Annotated in this window: 20 protein-coding genes and 1 other RNA gene; 9 read left to right on the top strand and 12 right to left on the bottom strand. The window is 36.8% G+C overall.

Going from position 1 to position 24,797, the window contains the following annotated elements:
- From tnpA to J4051_RS13985, 7 genes are all read right to left on the bottom strand, one after another.
- The gene (tnpA, locus tag J4051_RS14015) at positions 1-198 is read right to left on the bottom strand and encodes an IS66 family insertion sequence element accessory protein TnpA (RefSeq protein ID WP_236027451.1); all 198 of its coding nucleotides are present in this window, start codon (positions 196-198) and stop codon (positions 1-3) included.
- A 966-nt stretch (positions 199-1,164) separates the two neighbouring features.
- Positions 1,165-1,713: a 1-acyl-sn-glycerol-3-phosphate acyltransferase gene (locus J4051_RS14010; protein ID WP_208234501.1), complete on the bottom strand. Its 549-nt coding sequence runs from the start codon at positions 1,711-1,713 to the stop codon at positions 1,165-1,167.
- Between the two features lies 1 nt (position 1,714).
- Positions 1,715-2,797: an iron-containing alcohol dehydrogenase family protein gene (locus tag J4051_RS14005; protein ID WP_236027450.1), complete on the bottom strand. Its 1,083-nt coding sequence runs from the start codon at positions 2,795-2,797 to the stop codon at positions 1,715-1,717.
- Complete coding sequence (locus J4051_RS14000) at positions 2,787-3,533, bottom strand: HAD family hydrolase (RefSeq protein WP_208234500.1); 747 nt, start codon at positions 3,531-3,533, stop codon at positions 2,787-2,789. The genes J4051_RS14005 and J4051_RS14000 overlap by 11 nt, the downstream gene beginning before the upstream one ends.
- A complete protein-coding gene (gene kdsB / locus J4051_RS13995; RefSeq protein ID WP_208234499.1) occupies positions 3,524-4,252 on the bottom strand; it encodes a 3-deoxy-manno-octulosonate cytidylyltransferase in 729 nt (242 codons plus the stop codon). The genes J4051_RS14000 and kdsB overlap by 10 nt, the downstream gene beginning before the upstream one ends.
- Positions 4,253-4,297: 45 nt before the next feature.
- Complete coding sequence (locus tag J4051_RS13990) at positions 4,298-4,864, bottom strand: DUF4126 domain-containing protein (RefSeq protein WP_208234519.1); 567 nt, start codon at positions 4,862-4,864, stop codon at positions 4,298-4,300.
- 133 nt (positions 4,865-4,997) lie between these two features.
- Positions 4,998-6,422 carry an ATP-dependent DNA helicase gene (locus tag J4051_RS13985; RefSeq protein WP_208234518.1) on the bottom strand — a complete coding sequence of 475 codons (1,425 nt, stop codon included), beginning with the start codon at positions 6,420-6,422 and terminating at the stop codon, positions 4,998-5,000.
- A gap of 204 nt (positions 6,423-6,626) precedes the next feature.
- Here J4051_RS13985 and J4051_RS13980 point away from each other — a divergent pair, with 204 nt between their 5' ends.
- From J4051_RS13980 to rsmD, 3 genes are read left to right on the top strand one after another with little or no spacing between them, the layout of a single operon-like run.
- Positions 6,627-7,355, top strand: coding sequence for a hypothetical protein (locus J4051_RS13980; protein ID WP_208234498.1), 729 nt, complete (start codon positions 6,627-6,629; stop codon positions 7,353-7,355).
- A complete protein-coding gene (locus J4051_RS13975) occupies positions 7,303-8,166 on the top strand; it encodes a DUF3822 family protein (protein ID WP_236027448.1) in 864 nt (287 codons plus the stop codon). The genes J4051_RS13980 and J4051_RS13975 overlap by 53 nt, the downstream gene beginning before the upstream one ends.
- The gene (gene rsmD / locus J4051_RS13970; RefSeq protein WP_208234497.1) at positions 8,166-8,708 is read left to right on the top strand and encodes a 16S rRNA (guanine(966)-N(2))-methyltransferase RsmD; all 543 of its coding nucleotides are present in this window, start codon (positions 8,166-8,168) and stop codon (positions 8,706-8,708) included. The genes J4051_RS13975 and rsmD overlap by 1 nt, the downstream gene beginning before the upstream one ends.
- 325 nt (positions 8,709-9,033) lie before the next feature.
- On the opposite strand, the gene rnpB is transcribed toward rsmD, so the two are convergent.
- An RNA gene (rnpB, locus tag J4051_RS13965) (RNase P RNA component class A) lies at positions 9,034-9,395 on the bottom strand.
- A 325-nt stretch (positions 9,396-9,720) separates the two neighbouring features.
- On the opposite strand from rnpB, the gene dnaX reads away from it, so the two are divergent.
- From dnaX to miaE, 3 genes are all read left to right on the top strand, one after another.
- Positions 9,721-11,451, top strand: a complete 1,731-nt coding sequence (gene dnaX / locus J4051_RS13960; protein WP_208234496.1) for a DNA polymerase III subunit gamma/tau — start codon at positions 9,721-9,723, stop codon at positions 11,449-11,451.
- Positions 11,452-11,550: 99 nt separating this feature from the next.
- A complete protein-coding gene (locus J4051_RS13955; RefSeq protein WP_208234495.1) occupies positions 11,551-12,111 on the top strand; it encodes a hypothetical protein in 561 nt (186 codons plus the stop codon).
- 70 nt (positions 12,112-12,181) lie between these two features.
- On the top strand, positions 12,182-12,763 hold the full coding sequence (gene miaE / locus J4051_RS13950; protein WP_208234494.1) for a tRNA-(ms[2]io[6]A)-hydroxylase: 582 nt from the start codon (positions 12,182-12,184) through the stop codon (positions 12,761-12,763).
- A gap of 218 nt (positions 12,764-12,981) precedes the next feature.
- Here the strand turns inward: miaE and J4051_RS13945 are convergent, their stop codons facing one another.
- From J4051_RS13945 to J4051_RS13930, 4 genes are all read right to left on the bottom strand, one after another.
- Positions 12,982-13,509 carry a porin family protein gene (locus J4051_RS13945; RefSeq protein ID WP_208234493.1) on the bottom strand — a complete coding sequence of 176 codons (528 nt, stop codon included), beginning with the start codon at positions 13,507-13,509 and terminating at the stop codon, positions 12,982-12,984.
- Positions 13,510-13,602: 93 nt separating this feature from the next.
- Positions 13,603-14,511, bottom strand: a complete 909-nt coding sequence (locus tag J4051_RS13940; protein WP_208234492.1) for a Ppx/GppA phosphatase family protein — start codon at positions 14,509-14,511, stop codon at positions 13,603-13,605.
- A gap of 3 nt (positions 14,512-14,514) precedes the next feature.
- Positions 14,515-16,575, bottom strand: coding sequence for a polyphosphate kinase 1 (gene ppk1 / locus J4051_RS13935; protein ID WP_208234491.1), 2,061 nt, complete (start codon positions 16,573-16,575; stop codon positions 14,515-14,517).
- 165 nt (positions 16,576-16,740) lie between these two features.
- Positions 16,741-17,226 carry a SixA phosphatase family protein gene (locus tag J4051_RS13930; protein WP_208234490.1) on the bottom strand — a complete coding sequence of 162 codons (486 nt, stop codon included), beginning with the start codon at positions 17,224-17,226 and terminating at the stop codon, positions 16,741-16,743.
- A 370-nt stretch (positions 17,227-17,596) separates the two neighbouring features.
- Here J4051_RS13930 and J4051_RS13925 point away from each other — a divergent pair, with 370 nt between their 5' ends.
- Genes J4051_RS13925 through J4051_RS13915 form a run of 3 tightly spaced genes read left to right on the top strand, consistent with a single transcriptional unit; the run spans position 17,597 to position 24,794 of the window.
- On the top strand, positions 17,597-18,082 hold the full coding sequence (locus J4051_RS13925) for a hypothetical protein (RefSeq protein ID WP_208234489.1): 486 nt from the start codon (positions 17,597-17,599) through the stop codon (positions 18,080-18,082).
- 30 nt (positions 18,083-18,112) lie between these two features.
- Positions 18,113-23,866, top strand: a complete 5,754-nt coding sequence (locus J4051_RS13920) for a T9SS type B sorting domain-containing protein (RefSeq protein WP_208234488.1) — start codon at positions 18,113-18,115, stop codon at positions 23,864-23,866.
- 10 nt (positions 23,867-23,876) lie between these two features.
- Positions 23,877-24,794: a PorP/SprF family type IX secretion system membrane protein gene (locus J4051_RS13915; protein WP_208234487.1), complete on the top strand. Its 918-nt coding sequence runs from the start codon at positions 23,877-23,879 to the stop codon at positions 24,792-24,794.
- The last annotated feature ends 3 nt before the right edge of the window (positions 24,795-24,797 follow it).

Raw genomic sequence — 24,797 nt, 5'->3', positions numbered from 1 at the left:
TTAATAGTTGTTTTCCAAGATGTCCGGTGATTTTTTTATTTCTATAAAACCACTCAGATCTTCTTGCCTTTTGCTCCTTTGAACCCAATAGTTAAAAGTAGCCAACTTAATCCCAACCTGATCGCAGTAAGATCGCTGTGTAAGTCCGCTGTGCTGCCAAGCTTCTACTTGAGAAAGCATATATTCCTTTTTGTCCATATAATACCTTTGTTATTTTGGACAAAGCTACTATCTTACTTTATCTTGGGAAATATGGGTTTGGTCGGGCGGTTACGTTTATTCAGAAATAATAAAAACTTGTGGAAGCATGATTAAAAATACCCATCTAAGCATCGAATATTTATGCTTTATTAAATTCAAAAAATGAAATGAAGTCAAAAGGAAGTTAATAGATTGTAGGTTTGGAATAAACCATTTGCAGGAAAAATGAGCATAGCAAAGTGAATTTAATTACAGGTTCGAACAAATACAAATCTTTCAAAGGGTTTATATAGGATGAGCACAAAGAAAAAATATCTTTTAATAACTAAGAATGCAGATCGAAAAATGGCGCAAGCTGAGCAATCTGATACTGTATTGGTAATTTGTATTATGCTTTAAAAGTTGAATTACCAACTATCACTTACTAAAATTTGGTCTTTTCACACAATAACATAAATTTTTTATTTTATAATTTTCGACTGAAATCGAACTAATAACGAACTAATACAAATTATAAAATCTTTAATCCCGTATATACACAGTGGATATCGACACTAGTAAGGTATTCAGAACGTATACCATACTATGGAGGAGTCCTCTGAAGAATAGTTACAGCACTGTCTTTCATGATTTCTGATCATATAAAACAAAAGACCAACAATTTCTTGTTGGCCTTCCACTTTCTCATAGCAATGATTTTCCAATCAAAAGAAAGTTAACACTTATTAATAGCTTTTACTTCATTAATCTATACGTAAATTTTATAAAGACGGTTTTATCTTGATTAAAATAAAAAGCTACCTTTTAAAAAAGATAGCTTTTGGGACGCACAATTAACTAATGTTTCTTTTTAGGGACAAAAAATGTTTACTGTATGTTTCATTAGTCCGATGCATTAATCCCTATTCAAATTGCATGCCAAGCTGAAGTGTTTGGACGCTTTGACTTTGAAAAATGAGAATTTTATGAATACGATGAAACTTTGCCTTTGACCCCTTCAAAAAAACTGCGCATATAGTTGAAATCAGCTTCCATGTCATCTGTAGGATAAAATGGTTCTGAAATCATGTTTTGCTTGTGTTCAAAATCAAAGGTAAACATGATAATGGGCACATTTGCTTTTTTAGCGATATAATAAAAGCCGGTTTTCCACTGTTCAACTTTCATTCGAGTGCCTTCTGGTGACAGTGCCAACCTGAATTCCTCTCTATTTTCAAACAACTTGGCAATGGCTTCTACCTTGTTTTGTCCTGGACGTCTGTCTAACGCTGCACCGCCGATAGCTTTAAAATAATACTTAAAGGGCCATTTAAAAAGTTCCTTTTTTGCTACAAAATTCGATTTTATCCCAATCACCTGCCGCATTAAAAGTGCAATATAAAAATCATGCCAACTGGTGTGGGGTGCCCCAATAATGACAGCTTTTTTAATGGTGTCTTTTGACATTGTGACATTACCAACAACGCGCCAACCTAAAATCTTCAGATATATAAACTTGGATAACCATTTCATGCTACATTTTTTGGTATAAGGCTTTCAATTTTTCTCTCGTGATAGATTTCTTCCAGTTTTTACCAATAGCATTTTCCCAAAGTGGCTCCAATCCCATAGCGACATCAATCATAATATCAAACTCGTAGTCGTCCAATTGTGAACAAATTCCCTGCGGAATCTCAATGTTATGTATTTTTTTCATCTCTTTAAACAAAGCAACACCCTCTGGATAAAACTCTTCTAAATGATCAAAAACAATACAATTGCCTATACCATGTTTCGTTCCTAAAAGGTAACCAAGCCCATAACTCATGGCATGCGCTACGCCAACTTGAGAATAGGCAATACTCATTCCACCATGCCACGAAGCCATCATTAATTTATCTTGTAGTTCTTCTTCTGTTCCGTCACCATCAACAAATATTTCTTTACATAAATCGTGTGCCTTTTCTCCATAACTCTGGCTAAATGCATTTAAATAGGTGCCGTTTAGCGATTCAACACAATGGATATAGCAGTCCATACCTGTATAAAACCATTGATCTTTAGGCACACCTTTAGTCAATTCTGGATCTAAAATTACTTGGTCAAATGGCGTGTAATCAGAATTGATGCCTAATTTCTTTTCTGGCCCTGTCAACACTGTAGTTCTTGACACCTCTGCTCCTGTTCCTGATATGGTAGGCACACCAACATGATAGATGGCAGGCGTTTTTACCAAGTCCCACCCCTGGTAATCCTTAGATTCACCAGGATTAGTGAGCATAATGGCCACTGCCTTCGCTAAATCCAATATCGTTCCTCCTCCTATTCCAATAATTCCAGAAGGCCTATCTTTATGGGATAAAATAATTTGCTCCACCAATTCGTCCACTTGAGATGTTTTTGGCTCTTCGTCCGCAGAAATAAAAATCAACTGATCGGCATAAGCCAAGGAAATTCTCGAAGTCAACCAAGCATTTCCTTTAAAAACATCATCTACTATATAAATAAAAGGTGCCTTAACGTTTAATCTTTTCGGTGACAAAATATCACTTAATTGATTGAAACTGCCACGTCCAAAAACAACCCTGGACACCATTGGATAATTCTTATAAATCATTTTTTTTATTCTTAACTTTTGTTTTTCGGGTTTTGTTCAATATTGAAAGAACATCCAATACTCCCGATACCGTTTGAAATTTTTTATTATCCAGCTTGTTGGTTTTAACCTGTTCATGTATCCAAGTCGTATGAAAAGGAATGTGAATAGCTCGTGCTTTGATATTTATGAGAGGTAATATATCTGATTTCAGAGAATTGCCTATCATTAAAAACTCAGAAGGTTTTACATCCAAATGGTTCAATAACTTAGAGTAATTAGCTTCCTGTTTGTCACTGACCACTTCAATATGATGGAAGTAATCCATTAGCCCAGATTTCTCCAATTTTCTTTCCTGATCCAACAGATCACCTTTGGTCACAACTATCAATCGGTAGTCTAAGGATAATGTATGCAAAACCTCCTCTACGCCATCTAAAAGATGAACTGGTTTGTTGAGCATGTCCTTGCCTATATTTAGGATGGCTTCAACAGTACTATTGCTTACAGAATTGTTGGACAGCTCCAAGGCAATTTCGACCATGGACAGAATAAATCCTTTGATTCCGTAACCATACAAGGGCAGATTCTCTATTTGTCTTTTAAAAAGCTCTTGATCAATCTTATTCGCTGTTTCATAAGGTGCCATTAGTTTTGCAAATGCAAGTTCAGCATCCCTGAAATAGGTTTCATTGACCCAGAGGGTATCATCAGCATCAAAGCCAATTACTTTTATGTTGCTATAATCTATTTCCATAAACGTTTTGCGCGCTCCAAATCTTCGGGTGTATCTATTTCAACACCTTCCACATGTGTTTCAACCATTTTAATTCGTTTGCCATATTCCAAATAACGGATACATTCTATCTTCTCAGTCGCTTCAATGAATTGCATCGGCAATTTGTAAAAATCAAGAAGCGCCTGCTTTCTAAAGGCATAAATACCTTTATGCTTAAAATAGCGTGCGCCGGCTTCTTTATCTCTTGGATATGGAATTGGACTTCTCGAAAAATAAAGTGCGAAATTATTTTGATCGACAATAACCTTTACCGTATTTGGATTGCTGATTTCATCCCAATCGTGAATTTCAACCATTAAAGATGCCAAGTCAATTTCTTTCTGATAGTCATCTTTAAAAGCGCCCAGGACCTTCTCTAAACTTTCCCGCTCGGTGAAAGGTTCATCACCCTGTACATTGACAACAATGTCTATATCAAGGTCTTCCACAGCTTCTGCAATACGATCGCTACCGGACTGATGCTCTTTTTTACTCATGATGGCTTTTCCTCCATTATTTACAATTTCGTCATAAATAATAGTGCTATCGGTCACAACGAACACATCATCAAAAAGATTGGTGGCAACGGTTGCTTCGTAAGTTCTAAGAATAACGGTTTTGCCCGCTAAGTCCTTCATCAATTTGGCTGGGAAACGTGTGGCACTGTAACGTGCCGGAATCATTGAAATTATCTTCATGTTTGGTCAAGGATTTCCTTCCAAAAATAAAGCTTTTTAAAGTATTTATAGATTGGAATGTTTAATCTTTTTATAAAGTTTGAAAATGACAAACAAAACAAAAATAACTAAGACAAAAGCAATTAGAGGTAGAAATATGGAAAAGATGGAAATGATTAACGAGGCTCCTGTTTCAACAGTTGAGATTAACGGGTTTCCGAATCCTGCCGTTGAGACCGTTGAAGTCACTCTTGATGCTCCTGCTGTACTTTTGATGGCAGCTGCTGTTCCACCTCCCGCAATAATGGCTAATGCCCAAGTAACGACAGGATTTAAATCGGCCACAGTAGAAACCATAACAGCGGTACCCGCAATGGTGGCCAATGGAATAGCTATAGTGTCGAGTAAATTGTCAACCAATGGAATATAATAAGCCAAAATCTCAATTAATGTGGCAACGCCAAAAGTAACAACTGCAGTCAGACTGCCAATCCAAAGCCACGATGAGTTAAGTTCCCACACATCAAAATAAGATGCCAAGCTGAGGGCAAATAATGGTAAAAAAACTCTAAACCCAACTGAGGCAGCCAATCCTATTCCGAGACAAATACTAATAATGGTTTCTGTCATGATCCCTACACCCCAAAAGTTTTTTGATTAATTAATAATTTATAAAGTTATCAATTTTATGAGATAGTTGAAGTTTTTAATCACGTAAATCAAGAACCTCATAATAAATAACTCGTCTATGGCTCTTACAACCAGTTTAAGACACAAAAAATTCTTCTGGGAACCCAATCAAGTATAATTTCTCTTTCGCTCTTGTAATCGCGGTATAGAGCCATCTCAGGTAATCTTTATCAATACCATTTGGCAAATAGGGCTGTTCCACAAAAACGGTATGCCATTGCCCCCCTTGAGATTTATGACAGGTTATCGCGTAAGAAAACTTGACTTGTAAGGCATTGAAATGTTTGTTATTCTTGATTTTTAAAAATTTTTTATAATTGGAAGTTTCATCTTCATAATCCTTTTGAACCTCTTGATACAATCTGTTGGATTCTTCGTATGGCAATGATGGTGATTCCGATTCAATAGTATCTAATAGCAGGACCGTTTCAAATGGCGACATTTTCGGATAGTCAACCATTTGCACTTTCACTTCAGCGAATCTAAAACCATACAGATCTTGCAAACTGAAAATTTCCAGAACTTGGATGATATCGCCATTTGCGATAAACCCAGCCTCTGAAGTAGGTTTGACCCAAAAATAGTTATTTTTTACCACCATTAGAAAATCGCCAACAGTGAGTTCATTTTCATTGTTTAAAATGCGCTCCCTAATTTGCTTGTTGTACAAATTTGCGCGCTTATTACTTCTTACAATAATGGCGGTTTCTTCATGACCTTGGTCTGAATACCCATCGTTAATGGCATCCATAATTTCATAGCCATCAATTAATCTCACAATATCCGAATAGCCTTTGAGCTCAAATTTGAATGATTCGTAAAATTCGCCTTCCAATACTTCACGTAGGTTTGTGGCATTCATCAATATTCCAGAATCCTGCTCTTGCCTCACAACTTCGTCCAATTCGATGGAAATGACGTTTTTGTTGTAGTTAAGATTGAGTTGCACACTATCCAACGCCGGACTTAATTCAGATTTTACGGGTGGCAATTGCGCTTTGTCCCCAATCAAGAGTAATTTGCAGTTGTGACCAGAATAAACGTACTGCATCAAATCATCCAACAACGCTCCGTTTTCGAATAACTTTGAATCCGACGGCGCATCAGGTATCATGGAGGCTTCATCAACTATAAATATGGTATTGCGATGTTTATTGGGCTGCATTACAAATTTGACACCGCCGCCCTTATCTTTTTTTGGGAAATATATTTTTTTATGGATGGTAAAGGCTTCCTTTCCTGAATAGTTGGAAATAACCTTGGCCGCTCTTCCAGTTGGTGCCATCAAAACTGCACTTTTTTTAATATGCCATAAATTGGAAACCAAGGTACCAATAATGCTTGTTTTTCCGGTACCGGCAAATCCTTTTAAAAGATATAATTGATTGGAATCGGTGCTAAAAACAAAATTTGACAGCTGATCAAGGACGATATTTTGTTTTAATGTAGGTTCAAAAGGAAATTTTTGCTTTAAATGTTTATAAAATTCGGAGGCGTTCATGTTGAGATGAGTCATTTTTATAAAACGGAAAGGTAAGGTATATAAAGAATTGTTGTAACTTTATGACAAACTTTTTGACAAGTAGAACTAATTTATTTTAAATTCATTTTTTTATTACATCATTTTTATTAGGTTTGGTTTTCGTGAATTAAAAAAAATTGTAGATTTGCGTTAGACCAATTATAAAAAATAAACACACAAACTATGCTAACAGTAATTCTTGCTATTGTAATTGTTATCCTTCTCACGATTGGAATCGTTTGGTTGATAGACAAATTTGTACCTAAAAACTTTAAGCCAATTCTACACATTTTACTTTGGGGAATTATTGCATTTCTTGGCTACAGTACCTTCATGTCCGTTTATGGAGAGATCCAATTCAATGAACTTAAGGAAAAGCGCTACCACATTGTTATTGAAAAATTAAAAGACATTAGAGATGCTGAATTAGCTTACAAGCAAGTTAACGGGAAGTTTACAGATAATTTTGACGATTTAGTAAAATTTATTGATACTGCTAAATTTACAATCACACAACGTAGAGACTCAACCATTGTGGACGAGGAAATGACAAGGCGATTTGGTGGTGTCACAATGACAAAAGACATTGTCATTATTGATACCTTAAACTTCGTCTCTATAAAAGATTCTTTATTTGGTGCCGATACAAGATATAAGACAATGATGAATGTACCGGTAGGAAAGCCAGGTGCAAAATTTGATTTGAAAGCTGGGTTTTTAGACAACATACCTGTATTTGAAGCTAGCGTCGATAAAGCTATCCTACTTGATGGCGAAGACAAGAATCTCATCGCAAAGGAAAAACAAGTGGTTTCTGTTGATGGGGTTAACGGACCAAAACTTATGGTAGGTTCTATGGATGAAGTTAAAACGATTGGAAACTGGCCAAAGAACTATTCAACCGATCAATAAATTGGAAGTAAAAAATCTTAAAAAACTGTCCATTCAAATTAGTTTGAGTGGACTTTCTTTTTGTATACTTAATAGTTCTGACTCCGAAGTTGAGTATTTAAAACGTACTGACTTTAATAGTAAATTAACGCCAGAAGCTGTCTTGGAGAAATTGCAGGGCATCGTCTCGAATGAGCCACTGCTCTCTCAGCATTTTGATAGTATTTTAGTGCTTTTTCAAAATGAACTTTCCAATTTCGTTCCCGAAGAGTTTTTTGAAGAACAAAATGCCGCCGATTATCTAAAGTTCAGTTCAAAAATATTAACAACCGATTTTATTTCACACGATAAAATTGAAGCCATTGATAGCATTAATGTATTTGTGCCCTATATCAATATCAATAATTATTTATTTGATCTTTATGGTGAATTTGAATACAAACATGCGTCCACTATTTTTTTGGAACAAATTTTAAAGAATGAAGAAGATTCTCACGACGATAAAATTTATATCAACGTAGAACCTTTGCATTTTGAAATGGTAGTGATGAAAAAAGGACAATTTCAACTTTACAATACCTTTGAATATTTCACAAAAGAGGATTTTATCTATTTTATTCTCTTCTCCATTGAGCAATTAAAACTGAATACTGAAACCGTTATTATCAAATTGACCGGTAACATTGTGAAAGATGATGAGTTATATCAAATGCTTTACACCTATATCAGATATGTGGAATTTGATGGGCCTTCAAAAAATTATACCTATAACAATACTGATGAGACAAGTTTAAGACATCAGCACACCCTTATTTTAAACAGTTTCAACTAATGCGAATTATCTCAGGTCAATTTAAAGGAAGACGTATCACACCACCAAAAAAGCTACCGGTACGTCCTACTACGGATATGGCCAAGGAAGCCATTTTCAACATTCTGAACAATTTATTCTATTTTGATGAAATTTCAGTGCTCGATTTATTTGCCGGCACAGGAAGCATCAGTTATGAATTTGCCTCCAGAGGCACAGAAAACATTACCTGTGTAGATGAAGATTTTGGGTGTATAAAATTCATCAATGCTACTGCAGATCAATTTAAAATGCCTATCAAAACGGTCAAGAGTGATGTTTTCAAATTTTTGGAAACTACTAAGCTTAAATTCGATGTTATTTTCGTTGACCCACCGTATGCCTTTAGTTTGGATGAATTTTCTAAAATTCCTGAACTGGTATTCCAAAATGAGCTCTTAGAAAATGATGGCCTTTTGGTTGTGGAGCACGCCGAACAGATGGACCTTTCACAATTGCCACATTTTAGTTACTCCAAAAATTATGGGAGTAGTTCGTTTAGTTTCTTTGAGAAAGTTGAATAGAAAACACTCCGATAAATCAAAACTATATTAAACGACCTCGGAGCCCGTCTGACTGGCACGGGCGACCCACAAGGTATTCAAATTCAAAAAAAAAATACAAAACGAGGCAGAGCCTCGGGGAATTAAACCTGAAGATCCCGCTGAAAAGAGATAGCTATCAGGACAACTAACATATTCTAATGCACCTTCGACTTTTGTAATATGGGTCTCGATCCCGCAAAAAATGCGGGATTAGTTCAACCAACATATTCCAACGCGCCTTCGGCTTTTGGAATATGGGTTTCACTAAATAAACAAAGCTCTTTGAATTAACAAAGAGCCTGTTTAAGTAAGCAAATCTATAAGCCGAATTCTGTCCATTTCTATTTTGGAAAATAAATTCCTAAATAAAAAGTGGCCTTATCATTTATCTGAATGCACTGTTGCCAGTACACTTTAGCTGTCTACCCTCCAACAATCGAGCGTGCCGCCCTCTCCCGATCCCGATAACTATCGGGATGGAACGTTGGTATACATGACATTGCACCACATAGAGTTTACCTGGTTTCACTACAGCTTGACCTGTACATACTTTCTGTTGCACTTTTCCTGATCTCACGACCGATGGCCATTAGCCATTATGTTGCACTACGGTGTTCGGACTTTCCTCCAAATCCTCGCGAAAGCGGGGATCTCATAATAGAATCTTTCAATTCAAAATATAAGATGTTCAATCAAGTTGAACATTCAGCGATAAGGCGATTTACTTAAGTGCAAAGTTAGGGTAAAGTTTTAAGTCTATAAAGTTGTGAGACTTAAAATTTTAAGTGGTTGAAAGTTCTCTAATTCATCAAAATTCGTCTTTGCTATCAACTTTAAGTACTTTTGGCACTCCGAACTCATAACTCATAACTCTTTTGTTAATAACTAATCCTAATATCATAGGATGTAGTTCCTTTATTAGAACCGAATTTTTAACTTTGTTACTTCAAGTTTTGCATTCTGAAATGCACGACTGAATTCAGCATAAACAATGGAACATTTCGTAGTATCGGCACGCAAGTACAGACCACAGACCTTTAAGGATGTTGTGGGCCAGCAGGCTATTACCAATACTTTGATGAATGCCATTGAGAATCATCATTTAGCACAAGCCTTATTGTTTACCGGTCCCCGTGGCGTTGGTAAAACGACCTGCGCGCGTATTTTGGCTAAAATGATCAATAGTGATGGTACAGAAAAAGAAGACGAAGATTTTGCCTTCAACATTTTTGAACTGGATGCTGCTTCCAATAACTCGGTAGACGATATCAGGAGTTTGACCGACCAAGTTAGGATTCCACCACAAGTTGGAAAATATAAAGTTTATATTATTGATGAGGTGCACATGCTGTCCCAAGCAGCCTTTAATGCATTTTTAAAAACGTTGGAGGAGCCACCTAAACACTGTATATTCATTCTGGCAACTACCGAAAAGCATAAAATCATCCCGACGATTTTGTCGCGTTGTCAAATCTTTGATTTTAAGCGTATCACTGTTAAAGACGCTAAAAACTATTTAAAATACATTGCCGAAGAACAAGGGATTGATGCCGAAGATGATGCCCTCCACATCATTGCTCAAAAAGCTGACGGTGCCATGCGTGATGCACTATCTATTTTTGATAGAGTAGTCAGTTTTTCAGGTAAAAACTTAACGCGACAGGCTGTAACTGAGAATCTGAATGTCCTCGATTACGAAACCTACTTTACAAGCACCGACTTAATTTTAGAGAATAAAATTCCTGAATTACTCATTTTGTTCAATGACACGTTATCAAAAGGTTTTGATGGACATCATTATATTGCAGGTTTGGCTTCGCATTTTAGAGACCTAATGGTTTGTAAAAATGAACAGACTGTAGAACTTCTTGAAGTTGGCGAAGACACCAAAGTGAAATACATGGAGCAGTGCAGAAAAGCCTCCTATGAGTTTCTGATGAAAGGCATCGAACTTGCCAATGACTGCGATCTCAAATTCAAAAGCAGTAAAAACCAACGTCTACTCGTTGAACTCACTCTAATGCAGCTTGCCTCTATCACTTTTGATGGAGAAAAAAAAAATAGCAGTCACTACATAATTCCTGCCTCATATTTTAAAACAAAAGGCATCACCCCTATTGCTGTAACGCTTCCCAAAAAAGAAGCCCCAATCAGCGACAAGGTGGCTGAACCCATTCAGGCAGATTCGAAAACCATCACAAAGGAAAATTCAAATCCATTGGCTCAACAGGTGATTCCTAAAATCGATTTGAAACCCGATCCGAAACGCACTTCTGGTCTTTCCTTAAAAAGTATTAGGGCTAAAAAAGAGCATCTCATCAAACAAATGGAGGTGGTCATTGACCCTAACGATTTACCAAAAGAAAAATTCACCACTGAAGCTTTTCATAAGGCCTGGGAGGACTATATCAAATCCTTAGATCAAAAGGGAGAAAAGATCATGGTATCTATTTTGGAAATGAGCAAACCCAAATTGAAAGGCACCGAAATACATGTCGAATTCCCAAACGAATCTTTGAAAATTGAGCTTGAACGTGCCCAGTTTCCGTTGATGGAACATCTCAGAAAGACAGTTAAGAATTTTGATCTAACTTTACACGTTGATGTCAATGAGGAAATCGCAAAACAATATGCTTTTACGCCCTTAGAAAAATACGAGAAATTAAAAGAAAAAAATCCAAATATTGAGCTTTTGAAAAGAACCTTTGGATTGGATCTTTAACTTTAAGATTTCTCTACTCAACATGTACAAATTCCAAAAATCTGACGTCAAAACCTGCGAGATTTTTAAAGCTCTGAAGGTTTTAAAATATAACGACATATGAAAAACTCACTGTTATTACTTGCCTTAATTTCAATGGTCTTTTTGAGTTGCGATGGCAGACAAACCAAAAAAGAAGCCTTAGAGCGTGCCATTTCTAAATTCAATCTGAAGAACACAGTTTTGGAGAATGTCAACTATCATCCTGAAGCTTATGTTGAAATAGTGACGGACACTATTATTTCAAACAGTACCAATGTTCGCATCAAAAATTATTCATTATTAGATGAACAAATTTTAGTCTCCAGCACTACAGACCCCAAATTGAAAGCGTTGAACTATCAACGTGTTTTTGAATCAGAGATCATTATTTCCAAGGCATCTAAAGATGTTTTCAGAACCCATATTTCGGCAAAACAATTTAAAGCAATTGATACAGATCGGTTTTGGGACAGCGCTACTTTGCAACATGCCTGGGTAAACCAGGAGCTGTCAACTGTTGACGACATTAAATTGGACATTGCTTTTATCAATCCTAAAAACAATGCGTATAAGCTGTACAGAATGTCCGTCGATCTATATGGTCTACAATCACTTAACCTAATTGAAGAACGCGGTTAGATTATTAAAAACAAAAAATCATTATTAAATATTAAATGAAACCTCAGGTTTTAAACTTATAAATAAAATTATGCTTGGATTAAAATTGCCTACAGACCCACGTTGGGTCAATATTGTTGAAAAAAATATAGAAGACATCTTAACAGATCACGCTTATTGCGAACAAAAAGCGACAAGTACCGCCATTTCGCTGATTGTTAGTTTCCCAGAATATACGGAACTGGTTCAGGAAATGGTGGCTTTGGTAAAAGAAGAAATCAGCCATTTTAAAATGGTGCATGACAGAATCATTGAAAACGGCTGGACCTTGGGTAGAGATCGAAAAGATGACTACGTTGTGCAATTGCTGAAATTTTTTCCAAAAGGTGGTAGTAGAACCACACAACTGGTTCATAGACTGCTTTATGCCGCATTAATTGAAGCGAGAAGCTGTGAACGCTTTCGACTGCTTTCAGAGGAATTGGAAGATAGGGAATTGGCCGAATTTTACAGAAAACTGATGGTCAGTGAAGCCAATCATTACACGATGTTTTTAGGTTTTGCCAGACAGTATGGCGACAGAAAAGAAGTCGATCAAAAATGGAATGAACTTTTGGATTATGAAGCAGAAATTATGAAAAACTTGAGTAAAGGTGAAACAATACATGGTTAGGCGTTTTTAAAATATAACGCCTTTTGTACAGCAAGTAAGAATAAAAAAACTCAAAAATCTCAGTCCGCGTCCGACTGTCACGGCGGTCAAGCTCTCTAATTATGCATAAAAAATGGTCTTTTAAATCCAAGCAATCCTCGGGGTATTAAAACCCAATAGAGAAAAAAAAAGCTCCATAATTATTGGAGCTTCGTTCATTTAATCTATAAGAAGTGATTTTAAAGTCTATACGTAAATCCAAATTGCATGACACCTTGTGTGGCTTTAAGGTTCAATTCGTCATCAAATACGTTCGAAATCCCGTATATATAACGAAAATCGATGCCAATCTCATCGGTAATCATATACTCGGCAAGTCCTACACCTGAGAATACAAGGTTCTTAAAACCGTCCTGATGCTTATGAATTTTCAGACCCACTTGTGGTCCAACACCAATCTTAAATCCACCAAAAATATTGTAGTTCAATATCACTGGAAGGTTGAGATAATCCGTTTTATAATACTGTAAATTGGCACCTTCCGGAGAATATTGAAGCTCTGTCATAACTGCAAGATTTTCTGTCAATCTAAAATCGACAAAGGCACCAAAAACAAAACCGTTTCTATGCGGATTGGGACGGATCCCATCCACTTCATAATCCATATTAGAGACATTGGTAGCAAAGTGGACCCCATAATTAATGTCTTGAGAGAATGACAAGGTTGTCATACCTCCGATAAGTAAGAGTGTAAATAGTTTTTTCATAATTCATGATTTGAGGCTGTGAATATATATTGAAAATTATTATTCTAATGAAATATTAGATATGTAACAATAAAAAGAAGATAAACGGCTAATTTATACCAAGTTTACACTTGAAACCGTACCAAAATAGACACTTTTGACAATACCATCAGAAAGTCCGATTTTTGGTACATAAATATACTTGGCACTGCTCCACTTCATCGCAGAAAGATAAATTCTGGTAGCAGGAATGATCACGTCAGCCCTATCCTGGTTAAGGTCCAACTCTGTAATCCGCTCTTCATAACTATAGGTTTGGAGCATGTTGTAGTAAGATGTTAAATAGAAATACGTTAGCGGCTTGCCGACAGCCCTACCTGAAATCTTGAAGATCTTATTGATGTTTCCACCAGATCCCAAGAGGTCAATTTTCTCATAATCTTTTGTGTTTAGTTTGATCCACGCTTCCAATTCCAACCAAACATCTTTTTGAACTATGTCATTTAACAACCTTACCGTTCCTATTTTAAAGGATTTTGAAGCCGCTGTTTTGCCTTGGTGGATCACAGAAAACTCAGAACTTCCACCACCCACATCCACATACAAATAGGTTTTGGTATGATCTATATAACTATTCAAATCTGTAGCGGCAATTATGGCTGCTTCTTCTTCTCCATCAATAACATCAATCTTAATTTTGGTTTGTTTTTTAATCAGTTTTACAATGTCATTTCCATTTTCGGCTTCACGCATTGCAGAGGTAGCACATGCCTTATAGGCAACAACCTTATGTGATCTCATAAGCAATTTGAATGCATTCATAGTGTCTACCATGCGCAGCTCATTTTCTTTAGAAATTTTTTGATTTAAAAAAACATCAGCCCCCAAACGTATCGGTACACGTACCAACGAGCTTTTTCTGAAAAGGGTTGGCTTTCCTTTTTGTTCAATTATGTTTGAAATAAGCAGGCGTACCGCATTGGATCCAATATCAATAGCAGCATATTTTTTAATGTTCAACATAGTTTAATCTTGTAGTTTATTGGCATAATAATTATAGATCTCAAATTGTGATCTTACCTTTGGCAAATTGTTATGTCTGTATTTGTTTTCATGCGTGCCACATAATAAACGCGCCTTTACATTGTCATTCCAGGCAATATCAAAAACATCCAAAAGTTCATTTTTAATGTCCTGGTCATAAATAGGACAGGTGACTTCCACCCTATTTTCAATATTTCGTGACATCCAATCTGCCGAAGAAATATAAATTTTTGGATCATTGTTATTACAAAACACCAATAACCTTGTATGTTCCAAAAACTTGTCAATTATACTGATGACCTCTATGTTTTCACTCATACCCTTAATACCAGGAACCAAGCAACAGATACCTCTTACAATCATTTGGATTTTCACACCTGCCCTACTGGCCTCATAAAGCTTATCCACCATCATATAACTTGAAAGACTATTAAGTTTCAATTTAATGAACGCGGGTTTTCCGCTTTTGACGTTTTCTATTTCAGTATCAATTAGTTTAAACAATTTTGTTTTAGTGTAATGTGGCGAAACTATAATATGTTTATATCTGAAAATTCTATAATTGGTTTCGAAAAAATCAAATACTTTTACCACATCTTTCAAGATTCTTTGGTCCGAAGTGAATAAGGTATAGTCTGTATATAGCGTAGCCGTGGATTCATTGAAATTACCAGTGCTCAAAAATCCGTAACGTTTTATTTTGTTGTTTTCCTCTCGTTCAATGACGCACATTTTGCTATGCACTTTGAGGCCTTTAACGCCAAAAAGAAGGTTGATTCCGTCGGTTTGCATTTGCTCGGCATAATCAATATTGGCCTGTTCATCAAAACGCGCTTGTAGCTCGATTGCTACAGTTACTTTTTTACCATTTTTTGCAGCATTGATCAACGAGCTGGCCACATGCGAAATCTGTGCCAATCGGTAAATCGTAATTTTAATATTTTTAACTTTTGGATCTAAGGCAGCTTCCCTTAGGAATTTGACCACATAGGAAAAGGTCTGATAAGGTGTATGCAGCAAATAGTCCTTTTTGGCGATATTATTAAAGATACTTGTCTCCAAGCTCAACCCTTTGATTGGTAATGGGGTTATTTTCTCATACAACAAATCGGTTCTTCCCAAACTCGGGAAATCCATGTAGTCCCGTCTGTTATGGTATCGCCCACCAGGAATAATACTATCTTTAGAATCTATGCCCATCATACTCATGAGCAACTGCAAAGTTTCGTCATCAATGGTTTTATCATATACAAATCTAACAGGTTCTCCTAATTGTCGATGTTTAACGCTGTCCGATATCTTTTCGATAAAACTCTTGCTCAGATCACTTTCAAAATCCAATTCGCCATCACGAGTAATTTTAATCATGTGGGCTGATACAGATTCATACTTAAAAATATTAAAAATATCATTCAGACAGTATCGTAATAAATCATCTATCATGATGATATAATTGTCGTGGCCTTTTTTTGGCAACACCACAAACCGATCTAATGTTTTAGGAATCTCGATAAGAGCAAATTGCTTTTTTTGGTTGCTAAACACCATTTTTACTGCAAGATATGCCGCACTATCTTTTAATGTTGGCAGTTTCACCAATTCGCTTAAGATAATAATTACCAAAGCTGGGCTTACATGCTGAATAAAGTATTTTTTTATAAAGCGGTGCTGTGAGTCGTCAATTTGTGTTTCATTGACAATATGGATGTTTTTATCTTCTAACCGTTTGTGTATGGTTGCTAGAATGTCGAGACTATCACTTTGTTGTTTGATCACGATTTGTGTGATAATTTCCAATAATTCGCCTGCTGAAATACCTCCCAACTCACTCTTTCCGGTTTTTCCTGCTTCATCAATACGCTTTACAGTAGCATATCTTACCTTAAAAAACTCGTCTAAGTTGTTTGAAAAAATGCCTAAAAATCGAAGACGTTCAATAAGCGGAACAGTTTCATCTTCAGCCTCCTGCAGAACACGTTCGTTAAACTGCAACCAGCTCAATTCTCTATTGATGTATGTATTGGAATTTATATCTTTAACCATTAAGTGTGAACTGGATTTAATCTTCAACAAATATATTCTATTTATAACTCAAAATAAAGTCACTACGCAAGATATAGTTACAAGATATAGTTATTAGTGTTTTGTGCATCAGAGGTCCTTTCTTTTTTATACGAGCATGATGATGTCTCAAGAAAGTAGACTAATCTATTTAAAATCCTTTGGTTTTAGAAACAGTTTGGTTTCTCCTTGACTTACCTGTTGCCATTGATCAACGTTAAATTCAATCATGACTAAACCTGAAGTTGGTAGATTATCAATGTCAGCATCTCCAAAACTATTGGCTAAAGATGTAAACGCATGATTATGACCAAATATGATAACTTTTTCCAAATCATCATTCAAAGATTTTATAAAACGACGGACCTGATTACCTCCAAAATCATAGAGTTTATGATCGATACCTAACAATTCTTTAGAGATATTCAAATTTTCCATGAATATACTACAAGTTGTCAAAGCCCTATTTGCCGGACTGGAGTAAATGGCATCAGGATTAAAATTATAAGATTTAAATGCTTTGGAAACTAAATTCGCATCAGTAAAACCTCGCTTACTTAAAGGTCGGTTTAAATCACTGACATCGTGGTCCCAAGAGGATTTGGCATGTCTTATCAAAACAATTGTCTTCATATTCTATTCGATTAAGTGCGTTTTTTATCGATAAAGTGTTGCATATGTCCGTCTTATCGATTATTTTCGTCTCTTCAACATTTAATTTTGGTATAACTGAATCTTATCTGTTGCTTTGTTCTAATATATTAATGTAAATGACCCCAAATCACAAACATGTTAATGAATCCATTCCTGCATTGTTATGCAATGCTTCTTCCCTCAACATATTTAAGCACTTTCATTTTAGGCATATCCATTTTTGTACGTATAGCTTAAAATAAGAACATATTACTTAGGTAGCCAAAAAAAGCTTCCTAAGCCAAAAAATAATTAGATTAAATAAACTTTTAGGACTATGAACTCCAAATTTAACACAAAGTTTTTAAGTATGATAATACTTATTGGACTTTTCTCGAGCACCTCTTTTTCTCAAGAAAATGTAATCCATAACTTGTCCGATCGCGAACAGACAGTTACACAAATGAATGGACTAAGAAGTTCTGCGGAAACCTCACCATTTCCTTATGACCTATTATATGATTTAAATGCTACCGTTTATATTAAAAATAATGGTGTTTTAAATGTTGAAGGTGTTGGCTCTCCAGCAGTCTTAAAATTTCTGGATACACAATCGTTTAATTTTGTTTCTACAGGAAACTCTCTCTATAATCAAGTTGAACTCATTACCATCAATTTAAGTTCAGTAAATGATTTGAGAAATTCGTTTAATGTGGATGGTATTAGAGGATTTGGCAATTTAAAATACATATTTTTAAAATGTGAGTTTCCTATTTCCGAAAATCAGATTAGGTCATTCCTTCAGAATGCAGATCCTAAGATCATTTTCTTTTACAGTTCATATAAACGTTCATAATACCTACTGACTTCTTTAAAAGTTATCACTATGAAAAAATTATACTACGCAAAATCAAATAACTTAAAACCAATACTTCAATTCGTGTTGGTTATGGTTTTAGCATTGTCCCCAGCTTACTTTACTTATGGTCAGGTGAAAGTTCCTTTTACACCTCGTTCCTCAGTATTTACGCCAGGAAAAACGATTTACAATGTTAAAGGTGATTTTACCATGATTGGTAATACCAACCTCACCTTGGTAAATTATTCTGACGATGGCAACAACGCTGACGACATGAAATATGTGGATGTGGACAATGATCCCAACACTTTAAATTCGTCTTCAGCAACCCTTACGTTTTCGGATGAGTTTGGCGCTATTCCAGACTGTTCCAATATTGTTTACGCAGGATTATACTGGTCAGGAAGAGCCGGAGCTGACGATACATTTACCGTAACTAAAGATGTTGAGGTAAACAACCAAATTGTTCAGGTTACTAAAACCTTCGATAAAAGAAAGGTATCCATTAAGGGACCTAATGCAACAAGCTATACCCAATTAACTGCAAATGCCAATGACATTTATTATCCATCAGGAACTGATGATAATATGTATTCTGCATATGTGGACGTTACAGATTACGTCAAAAATAATGGTCAAGACGGCGTCTATCATGTTGCTGACATGGCACTCGTTGAAGGCGATGGCGATGATATCGGTTATTATGGTGGCTGGGGAATGGTTGTCGTTTATGAAAACTCAAAAATGAAATGGAGAGACATTACCGTTTTTGACGGTCATGCTTATATTAAAGGTCACGCAACATTAAACCATACTTTAGATGTTGTAGGATTCAATTCCACACAAAGTGGTCCTGTGAATTTAAGGTTAGGTCTTATGGCCGGTGAAGGAGACAGATCCATTGGTGGCGATTATTTTAAAATTCAAAAACAAAGTGATAATTCATACCAACCCTTGAAGCACGACGGGAATAGTATGACCAACTTCTTTAATTCTACCATTCGAACTGAAGGTGCAAGAAACCCTAATTTATTGAATAATACGGGATTGGACATCGCCATGTTCGACCTTGATAATTTTAATAATTCCATTATAGGCAACAATCAAACCTCTACACGTTTCCAATATGGATCGACACAGGATTCCTATATTATTTTCAATATTACGTTTGCTGTAGATGCCTATATTCCTGAATCTGAAGGATTGCTATCCATAGAAAGCATTGCCGGCAACTCGGTCAATGCACCTTACGTTGCCCTTCCAGGTGATGAAATAGAATATGGTTTGGAAATCAGAAATAAAGGTACAGAGCCTATTGAAAACGCAAAATTAGTCATTCCGATTCCGTTTACTTCTGAATTTGTTCCTGGAAGTATCAGTTTTAATGAATATGACAGTTTATTTAATGCGACTGCACCATATTTCGATCCAAGCGAAGGTGCAACTGGTTCCATTGTTTGGGATATTGCTTATTTGCCTTTGGATACGGATTTAACGAAGTTACTTGCCGACATTCGCTTCAAATTAAAAACTACTGAAGATTGTACTATTTTAGTCAACAACAATTGTTCTTCCGAGGTGGTCATCTTAGGTGGCTATATTGCAGGAACAGGAGCAACTTCTAAAATCGATTACTCCTTACCGTTAATACAAGGTTATCAGCAAGATGGTGTTTGTGAAGGTGAACCAAATACCGATCCTCTTACCGTAAGCATCAATTCAGAGCAATATATTCTTGACAATTGTAGTGATGTAACCGCTGAAAGAGCATTCTACTACTGTAATTTAGAGAGCAGCACGATTCCTGTTTCTGAAGTTCAGGCTCAATTCCCACAAGGATCATTGTTTTATGACTCATACCCTATTACCGGTAGCACTATTGAGTACAATGCCTCCAACCCTTTTCCAGCTGCTGAAGGAATAAGCACTTATTATGCTATTCCTCCTGGAAACTCGGCATGTAATTATATATTCACTATTGAAGTTACAGAGATTACAACCTCACCTACAGTTACTGATGCTACGTATTGCTTAAACGAAACTGCTGGTGAATTATCTGCCCAAGCAACCAGTCCAGATTATTTACTGCTGTACTATACGGATAATGATCCAAGTACAATTGGGCAAACTTCATTAATTCCAGACACCAGTGTGGTAGGAGAATTTACTTATTACGTATCCGAAGGGCCTGCTACTAACTGCGTCGGTCCAAGAACGCCAATAACCGTGTCAGTTTATGATGCTTTAACAATTTCTTTAGTAGAACAGGTAAACAATTCTTGTGCAAACACCACTAATGGAAGTATCGATATTTCGGTTGATGGTGGCTCAGGTAGCTACATCTTTCAATGGGATGTTGATGGCGTACCTGGTCCTACTACTGAAGATTTAACAAATTTACCTGATGGCACTTATACGGTTACCGTTTCAGAAGCAGACACTAATACCTGTACGGCTACGGCAACTTTTATAATTACTACTGAAAACACTGGAGCTGTTGAGATTAATGCACCAGCTGATATTTCTGTTAGTGGTTGCACAACAGGTGACATTTCTAATGGTGGATTAACTTCATTGCCATATAGTGAAGCCTTAGTAACGATAAGTAATGCTGAATTTTTAGCTGAAGGCGGAACTTTTATTGGTGATAATATTTTAAGTGTTACCTATAGCGATGCTTCTACAGGTACATGCCCATTAGTTGTTACAAGAACATTTACAGTTACAGATGGTTGTGACCAAACCGATACAAGCACTCAAATCATTACTATTGATATTGATTTGCAAGCCAACTTTGTTATACCTCAAAGTGAAACTGTAGAGTGTGGAAACTCAACTGACCCTACTGCTACTGGAACTGCTTTAGTTACTGAAGCTTGTGGAAATGTTGACATCACCTATGAAGATGTATCTGTTGCTGAGTGTGGCAGTACCGAAACTATATCAAGAACTTGGACTGCAACCGATACATGTGGAAATGTAGCCACGGGAATTCAAACAATTACTGTAGTTGACACAACACCACCTGTTTTAACAATGCCAGACGACGTCACACTGGAGTGTACTGGTTATGCAAGAGGTCCTGGAGACTTAATCGGCGAAGCTACGGCTACCGATGGATGTGGAAGGGTTAGTCTTAATTTTGAAGATACAGCCGTTCAAGGTTGTGGAAATACACAAGTAATTACAAGAACTTGGACTGCTATGGATGAATGTGGTAATACGGTTTCTGATGTCCAGACGATTACCATTGTAGATACCACACCTCCATCGTTAACAGTACCAGATGATATTACTGTTGAATGTAATGAGTCAACTGATCCTTCAGCGACAGGGAATGCAACAGCAATAGACACCTGTGGCGATGTGACGGTAACATATACAGATGCAAGCGTAGGTATAGAAGGTGCACAAGTGATAACCAGAACTTGGATTGCCACTGATGATTGTGGTAACACTACAGAAGATACGCAAACCATTACTGTGATTGATACGGTCGCTCCTATTTTAACAGTTCCTGCAGATGTTTCTGTTGAATGCTCGACATCAACTGAACCTTCAGCGACAGGAAATGCAAGTGCAACAGATGCTTGTAGTACGGCAACACTAACGTTTACTGATAATAGCGTAGAAGGTTGTGGAAACACAGAAGTTATTACAAGAACTTGGACTGCCACTGATGAAGCTGGAAACACGGCTTCTGGTGATCAAATCATTACTGTAGTGGATACGACGCCACCGGTATTGACATTACCTGCCGACGTGACCATGGAATGTACAGGTCTTGCAAGAGGCACTGGGGATCCATTTGGTGAAGCTACCGCTACTGATACTTGCGGCAATGTGAGTATATCTTTTGAAGACTCAGCCGTAGAAGGTTGTGGAAATACACAAGTGATTTCAAGAACATGGACTGCTACAGACGAATGTGGAAATTCAGTATCCGGTGTTCAGACCATTTCAATTGTTGACACTACACCACCATCTATTACTGTACCGGAAGATATCACTATTGAGTGTTCAGAGTCTACAGACCCTTCAATTACTGGCGATGCTTCGGCTTCTGATGAGTGTGGAGGTGTTGATCTTACGTTTAGCGATGTAGTTGTAGATGGAAGTTGTGATAATATGAAAACTATTACAAGAACATGGACGGCAATCGACGAATGTGGTAATACTGCTACGGAAATTCAAACCATTTCTGTGGTCGATACGACTGCTCCTGTAATTGACACACCAGCATCTGACATTACAATTGATTGTGATATTAATAATAGTGCATTGGAAGATTGGTTGAACTCAAATGGAGGTGCAACCGCAACAGATAATTGTTCAACTAATTTAATCTGGACAAATAACTATAGTGGTTCAACTACAGATTGTTCTTCCTCTATAGAAGTCATCTTTACAGTTGATGATGGATGTGGCAATACTACATCAACTTCAGCAACTTATACGATACAAGATGTGACTGCTCCAGAAATCATAACACAGGCTACTGATTTAACTGTAGAATGTGATGGTTCAGGAAATGTAAATGAATTGCAAAATTGGTTAGACGGAAACGCTGGCGCCTCAGCTGTTGACGAATGTTCATCAGTAACTTGGTCAAATGATTTCAATGGTCTTTCTGATGACTGTGGTGCTACCGGATCTGCTACCGTAACCTTTACGGCTACTGATGGCTGTGGAAACACCTCGAGCACGACTGCTGTATTCACTATTGTCGATACTGTAGGACCAATAATTTCGTCATTACCAGCTGAATCAACAATCGACTGTAATGAAACACCTGAATTCGCCCAAGCGACTGCAGCAGACGCATGCAGTGGTGACGACATCACATTAACTTTTGATGATGTTACAACTCTTGGTACTTGTGGAAGTGATTATTCAGTAACAAGAACTTGGACGGCAACGGATGCATGTGGTAATGTTTCAACGGCGACACAAACCATAAACGTTATGGATCAAACAGCGCCAAACTTGGTAACTGAATACGAAAAGGAAATCAACATTACGTGTGATAATATTCCTTCAGTTCCAGAATTGGTTTTTGAAGATGCATGTTCTGAGGATATCCAGGTTGAATTTAATGAAACATCAACCGCAACTGAAGATAGTCTACAATATGTTGTAACAAGAACTTGGACAGTCTCTGACACTTGCGGAAATGAAGCTGTGTACACCCAAACTATTAATGTTGACAGCACAGTTAACATCATAGTCGCCACAGGCACTGAACTATGTAACGGTGACGACTTGAATTTTAATCTTTTTGATTTGTTGAGTGGATCTTATGACACCACCGGCACTTGGAGTGTAGTTACCGGTACTGCAACCTTAGATGGTAGCATATTCAATCCTTATGGATTAGAGTTGGGCACTTACACCTTCATGTATGCCGTGGCTGATGAGTACTGCCCTACCGAAACTCTTGTAGATATTACATTGAATGATGATTGTGTAGTACTGCCATGTGGTGCTGAAGATGTTATTATTTCTAAAGCGGTAACCACATATGCTGACGGTAAAAATGATTTCTTTACCATCACAGGTGTTGAAGGCTGTAACTTTACAGTAGAAGTTCAAATATTCAACCGTTGGGGTGCCATGATCTATAAGTCCAATGACTACCAAAATGATTGGAATGGTACATCATCTAAAGCTTCTGTTGGAAGTTCTAACTTTGTACCAACAGGAACATATTATTATGTAGTTAATCTAAAAAATAGTGGATTAAAACCTTTTGCAGGCCCAATCTACGTTGCAACCAAATAAATTTTAACCTATGAAATTTGTAAAGCTTAATATTATCGTTTTCATACTGTTCACAAGCTGGGTGGGAGTTGCACAACAACTACCACAGTTTACACAGTATATGTACAATACCATTTCTATCAACCCGGCCTATGCGGGCAGTAGAGAAACATTAAGTATTGTGGGATTGCACAGAAGCCAATGGGTTGGACTCGAAGGAGCGCCAACTACTCAAACGCTATCCATTCACACACCGCTCCGAAATGAAAAGATCGGATTGGGAATGTCGTTTATAAATGATGAATTGGGATACCAAAACTTCCAATATCTATATGCCGATTTTTCATACACCATTCAAACTGGTCAGAACACCAAGTTGGCGTTTGGATTAAAAGCTGGTTTTACCGGATTTAGTTTAGATCCTGATTTCAGAGCTGCAGAGTTTGATGATCCCGTGATCTATGGTTATGAAAACCGATGGAAACCCAATGTCGGTGCCGGAGCATACTGGCATTCTGAAAGATGGTATTTAGGGCTTTCTGCGCCAAGATTATTGAATACGGACTATACTGGGGAGCAAGAATTTGAAGCCTTAGAGCGTCTTAGCTACTATTTTACTGGAGGTTATGTATTTGATTTGGGCGCAACAACCAAATTCAAACCAGCATTTTTAGTGAAAGCTACCAATGGTGCACCTCTATCTTTAGATTTAACCGCTAATTTTCTATTCAATGATGTGTTTTGGATTGGTGGATCGTATAGAATGAATGAAAGAACATCTGCATTGGGGGGAATTGCCGACTTCCAAGTGTCCAAACAACTGCGAATTGGTTATGCCTATGAATATCCATTTTCTGACCTAAGACCTTACACAAGTGGCACCCATGAAGTCTTGCTAATGTTTGAGATCTTTAAAAGCAAACGTATTAAATCGCCTCGATACTTCTAAAAC

Origin of the sequence: Gelidibacter pelagius (genome assembly GCF_017581925.1) — a bacterium.
GTDB classification, from domain to species: Bacteria; Bacteroidota; Bacteroidia; order Flavobacteriales; family Flavobacteriaceae; genus Gelidibacter; species Gelidibacter pelagius.
The sequence above is the reverse complement of the archived record's forward strand: the minus strand, read 5'-3'. Positions and strand labels throughout refer to the sequence as shown.